The sequence below is a fragment of the Enterovibrio sp. QJM3NY_24 genome (assembly GCF_057786035.1).
On sequence record NZ_CM173519.1, the window covers coordinates 1,140,376 to 1,151,208 of the forward strand.

Below are 10,833 nucleotides of genomic sequence, written 5' to 3' on the forward strand. Positions count from 1 at the left end.
GAAACGAGAGTATGTGATGCAGCATTTTGCTTCATAATTCGTTAGGCTTTTACTGTTATCTAAAATGCATCTCACAAGGAACTGATTGTCATCATGAAAAAGCTTCTCTACATCCTTTTAGGACTGGTGCTGTTGGTGGTAGTAGCGATAGGCGTGCTTGTTGCTGTTATTAACCCCAATGATTTTAAGCCGCTGATTGCTGATGAAGTCAAAAAAGCAACGGGTCGCGAACTGGTGATCGACGGTGATATTAGCTGGCGCTTCTGGCCAAGTCTGGGTTTATCAGTTGAAAAGCTGGCATTTAAGAACCCACAAGGTTTCGCCGAGCCCGATATGCTCAAGCTTGATCGCGCCGATATGTCAGTCGCCGTGATGCCCCTTATGTCCGACACCCTCGATATTGGTGTGGTCAGTCTGTATGGCGCGCATGTATTCATTCAAACGTTGCCGAATGGCAAAAGTAACCTCGACGGTTTATCGGGTGACGCACAACCCGCGCAAAAAGACACGGACACGGCTGCTCAAGAGCCTGCTTCTTCTTCTGCTTCTGAACCAATAAAAGACACTGGAACAGCAACCGCATGGACGATCGCAATTGGTGGTGTAGATTTGGTCGATGCCAGCGCTATTGTGCGCGATGACCAAACTCATGCAGTGAGTGAAATCAGTAAGCTGAGTCTGAATATTGGGAAGCTTGAAACGGGCCTTTGGGTACCCGTAGAATTTAATGTTGAGGGTAAGCAAAACGCGATGGCGTTCACGGCCAAGGGCAGTACCGAAGCCATGCTGGACAAAGTGGTGATGGACTCTCAGCTTCGCAAGCTTTCGCTCTCGGCGTCGTTAGATGATGCGAGCATGAAACTGGAAAGCGTTTCGCTTACTGCGGATCAAGTGGCTTTGGCGATGCCAGCGGCTATTGAATTCTCAGCCAAAGGTCAGGCGAGTGACTTGGCGTTTGATACGTCAGGCAAGGTGACTGTGACGGTTGATAAAGCCATCGAAATTATCCGTGCCTCTGGTATTGATGTTGCCACGACGCTGGCAGGTTCAACACTGCCACGTCCAGAGATGAAAGTAGGGTTAAAAGGTGATGCTGTCTTTGATAACAAGGCACAAAAACTGACGTTAAGTCAGCTTGTTGCCAACCTTGATGAGCTGGTGGTCGATGGCAGTGCGTCGGTTGCTTTGGCCGATATTCCTGCCGTGCGTTTTGAACTGCATAGTCCAATCATTAATGTCGATGCATTTCTTGGTAACAAACAAGCGGTGGCTAAACCTACAGATTCAACACCGAGCAAGCCTTCAGAATCTGGTTCAGCTGAGCAAGCTCCAACCGGACAGAAAGCCCCATTGAGTGATGTAGAGCCGGATTTGTCAGCCTTGAAAGGACTGGATGTAGCAGGCAAAATTGCGATTGACCAATTTGTGGCCAACAACGTCAAAGTCAGCGATGTGATCACAACGTTTGCAGTGAATCGCGGCAAAGTGACGCTGAGTCAATTTGATGCCAAGCTTTATGGCGGCACGATAGCGGCACAGGGTTCATTGGATGCAACCGTGTCACCTGCGCGTTATAACGTCACAAAAGGTATTAAGAACATCAATGTTCAACCATTGCTGATGGATGCCGCCAATGAAGACATGTTATCTGGTCGAGGCAGTATTGATGTTAACGTCAATGGTGTTGGCTTGTCAGAAAAACGTCTTCGCACGGGCATTGCCGGTACGGTTGCTATCGACTTTGCTGATGGCTCAGTTGACGGCATCAACATCCCAGAAATGATCCGTGAAGCCAAAGCAGCATTAAAAGGTAAACGTGCAGACTACGTTGAAGAAACTCGTAAAACAGATTTCAGCGGATTAACCGCCACGTTCAACCTCGGCAAAGGCATTGCTTCGACCCGCAATATGAAGATGGAAGCACCAGCATTGCGTATCCGCAGTGAAGGTCAAACAAACTTGGTCAAAGAAGATCTGGATTTTGACGTGTTTGTTTCTGTTGTCGGTACCAGTAAAGGACAAGGTGGTAAAGATATCGATGAGCTAAAAGATGTCACCATTCCTGTCGAAATTGGTGGCACTTGGCAAGCGCCTAGCTATAACCTTGACGTTAAAGCATTGCTGACCAACAACAAGGTATTAGAAGACAAAGTGCGCAAAGAAGCTCAACGTGGTTTGGAAAAACTGTTGGGTGATAAAGCAGGAGACGACAAAGTGAAGCAGGCGGCAGACAAACTGTTAAAGGGTCTGTTTAACTGATATTACTTTCTATAATAATCGATTCGAATCCAAAGCCGCCTCGTGCGGCTTTTTCATGCTTCTTTGACTTGATGTCCACATGGGTGTTGACGCAATCTCCTTGAAAGCCGCTTCTTTGAAATCAACAGTGGATTTATCCTTCGGTGTTAGTACCTTCAACTATACTCCATTGAAATAACAAAAATTATCGAGAACTCCTTGTTTAAAATTGTTTTTTTGAAGCATTAGTTTTTAACTTCCTCGATGTTTAGAGTACCAATTTATCATTTTTAGGGTCGAATAAATGAAAAAGTACTTCATTTTTTTGTTGTGTTGTTTGTCGATAAACACGGCAAATGCACGTGATAGTTTTAATGTCTGCTGGAGTCATTATGTGGGGTGGGAGCCTTGGCATTATGCCGATACTAGCGGTATTTTGGATCGCTGGGCAGGCAAGTACGGCATTGATATTAGTCTTCAAAGAGTGGATGGCTATGTTGATTCCATTGAACGATTTACCGCTGGCGAGTTCGATGCTTGTACCATGACGCAAATGGACGCATTAACCATTCCTGCCGCTCAAGGCGTGGACACCAGCATCATTATTATCGGCGATTACAGTAACGGTAATGATGGGATTGTCAGCAGTGAAGTGAAAAGCGTACAAGACCTAAAAGGTAAAGACGTACTTCTTGTAAAATACTCAGTGTCCCATTATTTATTGGCAAGAGCGCTTGATAACGTAGGCCTCTCTGAAAAGGACATACGTATTATCGATACGCCAGATACCATTATTTATAACGAATTTTCTGCTTTATCCCAAGGAAATATCGTCACTTGGAATCCAATACTTCAAGATGTTATTAAGCAACCCAACACCAAGGTGCTGTTTAATTCATCTGAGTTGCAAGGTGAAATTCTTGATGTGATGGTGACACAAACTGAATCAGATATACGATTGAAGAAAGCACTAACAGGCGCATGGTATGAAGTGATGGCTATGCTAACAAAAGACGACCCGAAACTTTTAGCTAACATGGCAGAAAGTGCGGGAACATCGCGCGTTTCTATTCTCAAGCAACTTTCGACCACACAAATGTTCCATAATCCCAGAAGAGCCGCCAAAATTACACGCAGTAAATCGTTAACTATTGCGATGGAGAAAATGCTGGGCTTCTGCCAACAGCACGGCTTAATTGGTGATGTGGAAAGTAAGAGTACGGTTGGTATTGCTTTTCCTGATGGGAAGGTGATGGGAGACGCTGATAATGTGAAGCTTCGTTTTGACAGCAGATATATGGAAATGGCAGCTAACAAAACGCTATAACCGCCACTGGTTTACCTTTATTACTCAATCCCGACTCACACACGACGTGACTTGCCTGAGTCCTCGTCATTTAGGCTCGTTGTTTCTTGCCACTTTTTTCTTTTTTGAGCATGTCTTGAAGTGCTTCAAGCAGGTCAACAGCAGAAAGGATACCCACTAGCTCGTCGGTTTTATCTAAAACAGGCAGCGCACCCACATTGTGATCTAACAATGCTTGATTGGCTTTCGACAACGTTTCATACGTTCTGCACGTAATGACGTCTTTAATCATCACATCACCGACGGTCAGGTCGTCTGACAGAAGGTAGGGGTGTTCAATATCGGGTGCCTCATCGGCCCAGTTTGGACGACGTAACTGCCTATCGCTGATAATACCGACCAGTTGCTTATTTTGAGTGACAGGTAAATGGCGAATGTCGCTATCTCGCATAAGAAAGTATGCTTCACGCACGCCCATCTCTGCGCTGACGGTGATCAGCTTTCGCGTCATGTAATCCGAAACTTTTCCTGGCATCGTATTGAATCCTCCATAGGGTGATTTAAGGTGACACCAATATAAACCTACAGAATGTATAGTGATGATGTTGAGAGCCGTAACGCAGAACTTATACCTGAGCATCTTGAGGTTGCTCGGGTATATGTGGCGGAAACAATAATTAACGGTTTCATCGCACGGAATGACTTTCACTCTCGTCAGGGATCGCTAGAATCGTGGGTTCTGTTCCCGAAAACCAAAACAACAAGGAATATCAGCGGAAATGGATTCAATCTCTCAAGCAGCTTTAGGCGCTGCAGTTGCAGGCTTAGTCGCTGGCAAGCGGTGTACACCGAAAGTACTGATAGCAGGGGCAGCTTTGGGCACACTTCCTGATCTGGATGTGCTGCTGGACTATGGTGACCCTGTTTCCAATATGATCAAACATCGTGGCTTTAGCCACTCTTTGTTTGTGCTTTTCCCATTTGCGCTGCTGCTTACTCTGGTTTGGAAGCGATTCTTTGTCCCGTCATGGCCTTTTGTACAATTGCTGACGCTCATCTCAGCGGCGTTGATTACCCATCCTCTCTTGGATTCTTTTACCTCTTACGGTACGCAACTATTCTGGCCGTTAGATGTGGCACCTGTTGCGATTTCCAGTATGTTCATCATCGATCCCCTTTATACCTTGCCACTGCTTGTTCCGGTGTTGGCCGCGTTTATCTGGCGAAGCCGTGCAGCCAAGCTGTGTGGGGCAGGTTTGGCGCTATCAAGCCTTTATTTGATGTGGTCGTTAGTTGCGCTTGGGCAAATCCAAGATCGCGTCGAAGAGAACGTGGCGGGCACGCATCTGGAAGGTCAACCTGTGTTTATTTCACCTACCCCGTTTAATACTGTCTTGTGGCGTGTGGTGGTGCTTGATGATGATAAATATTGGGAAGGATTAGCGTCATTACATGATGAAGACCCAACCATTGATTGGATGCCAATGGTTCGAGGAGAATGGCCGTTTCCGAGTGAGCCCGAGCTGCTGTCACAATTCAATGCCTTTAGTCGTGGTTTTGTTCAGTTCAAACAAGAGGGGGATAAACTGACGGTGACCGACCTTCGTTTGGGCATGGCGATGTATCATCCCTTCCGTTTTGTGATGGCGGAAAAGAGTGCTCAACAGGTTTGGCAGTTAGTTGAGCCAGAGCAGCTAGACCCCGGCCCATTGCTACCAAGACAGATTCCTGCCCTTTGGATGCGACTGTTAGGCGGGCAGCACATTGATGCTTTGCTTTGCAATGAATTCGACTGTTATCATGATGAATTGGTTGATATGACGAAATCATGATCAACAGTTAGTGGCTAACGAACCCGCTAAACAGGTTTGGATTCACATGAAAACGCCCCGCATTTGCGGGGCGTTTTTTTAGTGATTTGTTTGTGTTACCAGTCGATGCCTTTGCGCACTTTAACGCCTGAATCGAAAGCGTGTTTCACGTTTCGAACTTCTGATACGGTATCTGCCATATCAGTTAGCGTTCGGTGCGCTGCTCGGCCTGTGATAACCACAGACTGCTCGCTTGGGCGGTTTTCCAATGCCGTCACGACCTCATCAAGGTCGATATAGCCATACGTCACCATGTAAGTCATTTCGTCAAGCAAGACCACATCGTAGCTTGGGTCAGCCAGCATGCGTTTGCACTCAGCCCAAATTTCTTGAGCAACGCGGGTGTCGTTTTCTTTATCTTGTGTATCCCAGGTAAATCCAGTTGCCATTACATGGAACTCAACGCCACATTTTTGCAGCAGATTACGTTCGCCGCATTCCCATGTGCCTTTGATAAATTGCGCCACGCCACATTTCTGACCGTGGCCTGTTGCGCGAGTGATCATGCCAAAACCTGAGGTCGATTTTCCTTTTCCGTTACCTGTGATAACGAGGAACAAGCCTTTTTCAATTTGTGCAGCAGCAACACGCTCGTCCACTTTCTCTTTCACTTTTTGTTGTCGGGCTTTATAGCGCTCGTCGCTCATTTCACATTCCTTTCTTAAATCGCCGGTTTTTTATTTGGCTCAAACAGTATGAGTACCCTCGAAATTTGGATCACAACATAACAAACCTCACCGTATTTGGAAGTGTTGAAATGCTGTCGGTTGCAAATGATGTCTCATGTAACTGAACGGTTTGCTTTTCTGCATCGTACAGAAGCTGAACGACTACGATTGAGATAGGCACGCATGGAGGATCAAGAGATGAAACGACTAGCACTGGTGATATTGGGATTATCGTTCAATGCGTTTGCAGGTCAAAGTATTGACTATCAATCTGATGGCATGGATCTGGAGGGCTATTACGCGAAAGCACAGGGCACACCGAAAGGTTCGGTGATCCTGATTCACGATTGGGATGGTTTGACAGAATACGAGCTAAAGCGCGTAAACATGCTGTCCGAAATGGGCTACAACGCGTTTGCGGTTGATCTATACGGCAAAGGTAATCGCCCTGTTGATACCAACGCTAAGAAAGCCGAAACAGGAAAGCTCTACAAAGATAGGGAAAAAATGCGCACGCTCATTTTAGCGGGCTTAGACAAAGCACGTGAAATGGGTGTCGAAGAGGTGGTGGTGGCGGGCTATTGCTTTGGTGGGGCAGCAACACTAGAACTCGCTCGTTCTGGCAAAGCTGCAGGTGTTAATGGGTATGCGACATTTCACGGTGGGCTAAAAACGCCAGCCCAGCAAAGTTATCCTGAAAATACGGCACCGATTTTTATAGCGCACGGTGGTGCAGATACGGGAATCCCAATGACGGATGTGGCCGATCTTTCTGTGCAACTCGAAACCGCAAAAGTGCCTTACCTGATAGAAGTCTACTCTGGTGCACCTCATGCATTTACCGTGTTTGAGTCACCGCGTTATCGTGAGGCAGCAGACTCACGCTCATGGGCAACATTTGGCACATTCTTAGATCAAAATTTCTGATATCAAGTCATGACCTGCTTTGCTCTCCGTTCCTTCATTCGTTACAGTGTTTGCAATGTGATGAAGGAATGGGTCGCTAATGTCTGTAAGCAATGATAATAAACCGGAAATTCTCGTCGTCTGTATGGGCAATATTTGTCGTTCGCCCACTGGAGAAGCTGTTTTAAGGGCTAAAGCGACGGCTCGTGGTTTAGATGTGATTGTCGATTCGGCTGGGACTATTGGATACCACACTGGCGCAAAGCCAGATCCTCGCAGTCGTGAAGCTGGGGAGGCGAGGGGATATGACTTTTCGGGTATTTCATCACGCCAGGTTGAAGTCGCAGATTTTGAACGCTTTGATCTGATCCTTGCCGCCGATAAAGCGAATCTGGCTGATTTAATCGATATTTGTCCGCCTGAGTATCGTCATAAAGTATCTCTGTTTCTCAGTCATGGTGAGTGCGAATTAAATGAAATTCCTGATCCTTACTTTGGCGGTAAGCGCGGTTTTGAACATGCGCTGGATTTAATTGAGCAAGCGAGTGACTGCATTCTCGACAACTTTGAATAAAACCATCGACACTTTTTGTTACTAACAGATTTGAAGCCCGTGAAATACGGGCTTTTTTATGCCTGATCTAGTCAAGAAAAGCGAAATATTTGCCATAAATAGATCATTTTTAGGGGATGCTGCTTGTTTAAAATAGGCGGCTCTTATAAATTTAAGATCTAAAGCGAATGTCTTTGTGTGAGGTAAGGGATTGAAACTTCAACAGCTCAAATATCTAAAAGCGATAAAGGACAACAATTTAAACGTGTCCGCTGCATCGCAGTCGATGTTCACGACGCAACCGGGTGTGAGTAAACAAGTCGGGTTGTTAGAAAAAGAATTGGGTGTTCGGATTTTTGAGCGACGTGGTAAAAACTTAAGTGGTGTGACACCTATAGGTGAGCGAATTCTCGAGCAAGTTGAGCGCATGCTGGCACTTGAGCAAAAAATAAAGGCGCTGGCGAATGAGCATCTTGATCCCAGTGTTGGCACACTGAATATTTACACCACGCATACGATAGCTCGATATTTACTGCCAAACAGTGTTTCTTACTTCACGCAAAAGTACCCAAATATCAATTTCCATCTGCATCCGACTCTGCCTTTGCAAACCAAAGGGATTATCAGTAAAGGGCATTCTGACTTTTCAATTGTTGCCCACGATGTGGGTGCGGATAACGATTTGATTGTGTTGCCAGCGTACCTTTGGACGTTGGGGCTGGTGGTGCCGGATGAGCACCCTCTGGCGCATGTACGCAAGCCAACATTAAAGCAATTGGCGGAATATCCTATCTTGAGTTATGAACCGGGCTCAACAGGGCGCAGAACGCAAGATGAAGCCTTTGGCCGTCTTGGTATTTCTCCGAACTACTTTATGACGGTGATGGATGCCGATGTCATCAAACGATATGTCCAGCTCGGTTTTGGTATTGGTATCGTTTCTACGTTAGCGGCTCGAGACATCGAAAATACCGGGCTGACATACATCAACCTTGATCATTTGTTTGAGCCATCGAGCGCATGGATCTGCTTTTCTAAAGATATTTTGCTGCAAAACTATATGTATGATTTCTTGTTGTCGTTCTCGCCGCACTTAACCAAGATATTAATGGAAAGTGTGTTGATGCAAAACAGTAGCGAGAAGGTCGATAAGTTGTTTGAAGGCCTTGAATTGCCCGTTTACTGATAACGAAACCTAGCCGCGAAAGGCTAGCGAGTTGTTACTGTTAGCGAGCAGAAACATCGATAGTGAAAAGCCATACAAGAAACAAAAACGCCAGCGGTTAGACGCTGGCGTTTTTTATTAGATAGTCATCTAGTGACCATAGCGCGTAAAACGTTAGTTATTCGAGCTATCACCTGAGTTTGAATCCGTAGAACCGCTGTCTGGCGGGGTACGGATGATCCTTCCCTGATTGTTGTTCAGTTCCGGATGGTCGACGAGCAAATGCTTGGTGATCTTAGGTGGAACCGGCTCATTTTCAGGATGATGGTGATGAAAGATCGGGGTGCGAGGCCGATAAACATGCGGCGGTCGCTCGCCTTCTATTACGGTATCAGGAATTCGTTTTCCAATGATAACTTCGATTGCCGTCATTGGGCCGGATTCCACTTCAACCACTTCGCTCACATCCACTTCTTCAGCTGCGTGCGCTGAAAAAACGCCACCCATCAGAAATAACGACAGGCTCAATAATGCCAATCGTGTACTGGTTTTAGTGAGGTTTGCCATGTCATTCATAATGCACCTCCTAGGCGACTGAACCATCTTTGGTGTCGCGCGCGGCAATAAAGCCATAGAAAATGTAACCAATCAGCGTCAATATTGCGCCATAGAATACGGCAGATTGACCACAGGCATACACACCGTAGATGCTGTAGATGACAGCGAAAGTCCCGATAGCAGCCCCAGTTTTGTATTCTTTAGCACTTAAATTTTGCTTGCGCAGAATGACTTCAAGCCCAGTGAGCGACAAGATGTAAGGCACCATATTAATAAACACGGCCAGATTTAGCAGGATATTGAATTGACTGACCAAGTTTGGCGAAATCGTCATGATGGCGAGTACGAGCTCTAAACCCAGCATGATCAACATGCCTTTGATTGGGGCATTTGATTTGCTTACTTCACCAAAGATTTTAGGGAAAAGACGAATATCTGCTGCAGCCTTTGACACTTGGGCATTGGTAAATTGCCAACCAAGCAATGAACCAATACATGCGATCACCGCAAGGGCAGTAATAACTTGTCCAACTGTTTCATTAAACATGTAGGTGTAGACAAGCCCAAACGGGGCGTCAGATTTTGCCAATTCTTCATTGGGAATAATGCCCTGAATAACCGACGTTGATGCAATGTAAACGATGGCTGTAAAGCTGGTGGCGAGCATACAGGCTAAGGGGACATTCTTTTTGGGGTTTTCTACCGCCCCAGAGTTTGCCCCTGCTGATTCAATGCCCAAAAAGGCCCAGAGTGTTAACGCTATACCGGAAGATATCGCGGTGACCGTCGTATCTTGGTGAGGGTTCCACGCTTCTGCAAACACCTTAGGCTCAAACCAAAACCAACCTGCGACAGACAGACCTACCACTGGGATGATAATCCCCCAGACCGTTACGGCTGAGATTTGACCGGTGAGCTTTGGACCCCAAAAATTAGCAACCATAGTGACAACAAGGATGCCCACGACAGCAATAAAAGTGTGATAGGGGGTGGTTTTGATCCAAGGAAAGAAGGGCACCAAATAACCTGCCGCAGACACGGCAATTGCTACTGCACTGATAACCAAACAGACGTAGTAAGTGTATGACGCAATGAAGAATGCTGACTTTCCATGTGCTTCATCAGCATATGCAGACATCCCTCCATCTCTATTGCAGTACATGCCGCATTTAGCAAAAGCATAGGCAATACACATTGCGCCTATTGCAGTCACAATCCACGACAACAGCGATATGGCCCCAGTTTGGGCCAGACTGGCAGGCAGCATGATGATGCCTGACCCCATCATATTGACGGTCACGATTGTTGTGAGACCAACCAATCCCATTTTATTTTTTTCAGATGCCATGCTAATTCTCCACCTCGTGATTTTTGGTGCGAAATACGGTAACACTCTATTTTCTAATCATTTTCCGGACGGTCATAGCATTGCTACGTTAACGAGAACTGAGTTAGAAACCATGTGAAAACGTGATTACCGTCGAATTGAAAGTAGATGTTGTCATCATGACAAATTGATTCTTTTACAAGACAGATCAGCGATAAAACGATTGGGAGGACAATTTATC

10 protein-coding genes are annotated in these 10,833 nt (G+C 46.0%); 6 read left to right on the forward strand and 4 right to left on the reverse strand.

Annotated elements, in window-relative coordinates; translation table 11 throughout:
- The first annotated feature begins 93 nt into the window (after positions 1 to 93).
- Positions 94 to 2,259, forward strand: coding sequence for an AsmA family protein (locus AC3CIC_RS04985; protein ID WP_488515502.1), 2,166 nt, complete (start codon positions 94 to 96; stop codon positions 2,257 to 2,259).
- A 283-nt stretch (positions 2,260 to 2,542) separates the two neighbouring features.
- The gene (locus AC3CIC_RS04990; RefSeq protein WP_488515503.1) at positions 2,543 to 3,565 is read left to right on the forward strand and encodes a putative urea ABC transporter substrate-binding protein; all 1,023 of its coding nucleotides are present in this window, start codon (positions 2,543 to 2,545) and stop codon (positions 3,563 to 3,565) included.
- Between the two features lie 70 nt (positions 3,566 to 3,635).
- Here AC3CIC_RS04990 and AC3CIC_RS04995 read toward each other — a convergent pair whose 3' ends face one another.
- Positions 3,636 to 4,079 carry a CBS domain-containing protein gene (locus AC3CIC_RS04995; RefSeq protein WP_488515504.1) on the reverse strand — a complete coding sequence of 148 codons (444 nt, stop codon included), beginning with the start codon at positions 4,077 to 4,079 and terminating at the stop codon, positions 3,636 to 3,638.
- Between the two features lie 244 nt (positions 4,080 to 4,323).
- Here AC3CIC_RS04995 and AC3CIC_RS05000 point away from each other — a divergent pair, with 244 nt between their 5' ends.
- Positions 4,324 to 5,376: a metal-dependent hydrolase gene (locus tag AC3CIC_RS05000; protein ID WP_488515505.1), complete on the forward strand. Its 1,053-nt coding sequence runs from the start codon at positions 4,324 to 4,326 to the stop codon at positions 5,374 to 5,376.
- Between the two features lie 95 nt (positions 5,377 to 5,471).
- On the opposite strand, the gene cobO is transcribed toward AC3CIC_RS05000, so the two are convergent.
- On the reverse strand, positions 5,472 to 6,062 hold the full coding sequence (cobO, locus tag AC3CIC_RS05005) for a cob(I)yrinic acid a,c-diamide adenosyltransferase (protein ID WP_017004829.1): 591 nt from the start codon (positions 6,060 to 6,062) through the stop codon (positions 5,472 to 5,474).
- Positions 6,063 to 6,281: 219 nt separating this feature from the next.
- On the opposite strand from cobO, the gene AC3CIC_RS05010 reads away from it, so the two are divergent.
- The 3 genes from AC3CIC_RS05010 to AC3CIC_RS05020 all read left to right on the forward strand — a co-directional run bounded on the left by AC3CIC_RS05010 (position 6,282) and on the right by AC3CIC_RS05020 (position 8,728).
- Positions 6,282 to 7,010 carry a dienelactone hydrolase family protein gene (locus AC3CIC_RS05010; RefSeq protein WP_488515506.1) on the forward strand — a complete coding sequence of 243 codons (729 nt, stop codon included), beginning with the start codon at positions 6,282 to 6,284 and terminating at the stop codon, positions 7,008 to 7,010.
- 79 nt (positions 7,011 to 7,089) lie between these two features.
- Positions 7,090 to 7,563, forward strand: a complete 474-nt coding sequence (locus AC3CIC_RS05015) for a low molecular weight protein-tyrosine-phosphatase (protein WP_488515507.1) — start codon at positions 7,090 to 7,092, stop codon at positions 7,561 to 7,563.
- A 190-nt stretch (positions 7,564 to 7,753) separates the two neighbouring features.
- Entirely contained in the window at positions 7,754 to 8,728 is a 975-nt protein-coding gene (locus tag AC3CIC_RS05020) for a LysR substrate-binding domain-containing protein (RefSeq protein ID WP_488515508.1), read from the forward strand.
- Between the two features lie 153 nt (positions 8,729 to 8,881).
- Here the strand turns inward: AC3CIC_RS05020 and AC3CIC_RS05025 are convergent, their stop codons facing one another.
- Both AC3CIC_RS05025 and potE read right to left on the reverse strand, forming a co-directional pair.
- Positions 8,882 to 9,283: a hypothetical protein gene (locus tag AC3CIC_RS05025; RefSeq protein WP_488515509.1), complete on the reverse strand. Its 402-nt coding sequence runs from the start codon at positions 9,281 to 9,283 to the stop codon at positions 8,882 to 8,884.
- A gap of 10 nt (positions 9,284 to 9,293) precedes the next feature.
- The gene (gene potE, locus AC3CIC_RS05030) at positions 9,294 to 10,613 is read right to left on the reverse strand and encodes a putrescine-ornithine antiporter (RefSeq protein WP_016960529.1); all 1,320 of its coding nucleotides are present in this window, start codon (positions 10,611 to 10,613) and stop codon (positions 9,294 to 9,296) included.
- Positions 10,614 to 10,833: the final 220 nt, after the last annotated feature.

Excerpts from the sequence above, each read along its gene's own strand:
- AC3CIC_RS04985 (WP_488515502.1), top strand. The coding sequence starts at position 94 with ATGAAAAAGCTTCTCTACATCCTTTTAGGACTGGTGCTGTTGGTGGTA.
- AC3CIC_RS05015 (WP_488515507.1), top strand. The coding sequence starts at position 7,090 with ATGTCTGTAAGCAATGATAATAAACCGGAAATTCTCGTCGTCTGTATG.
- cobO (WP_017004829.1), bottom strand. The coding sequence starts at position 6,062 with ATGAGCGACGAGCGCTATAAAGCCCGACAACAAAAAGTGAAAGAGAAA.
- AC3CIC_RS05010 (WP_488515506.1), top strand. The coding sequence starts at position 6,282 with ATGAAACGACTAGCACTGGTGATATTGGGATTATCGTTCAATGCGTTT.
- potE (WP_016960529.1), bottom strand. The coding sequence starts at position 10,613 with ATGGCATCTGAAAAAAATAAAATGGGATTGGTTGGTCTCACAACAATC.
- AC3CIC_RS04995 (WP_488515504.1), bottom strand. The coding sequence starts at position 4,079 with ATGCCAGGAAAAGTTTCGGATTACATGACGCGAAAGCTGATCACCGTC.
- AC3CIC_RS05025 (WP_488515509.1), bottom strand. The coding sequence starts at position 9,283 with ATGAATGACATGGCAAACCTCACTAAAACCAGTACACGATTGGCATTA.
- AC3CIC_RS05000 (WP_488515505.1), top strand. The coding sequence starts at position 4,324 with ATGGATTCAATCTCTCAAGCAGCTTTAGGCGCTGCAGTTGCAGGCTTA.
- AC3CIC_RS04990 (WP_488515503.1), top strand. The coding sequence starts at position 2,543 with ATGAAAAAGTACTTCATTTTTTTGTTGTGTTGTTTGTCGATAAACACG.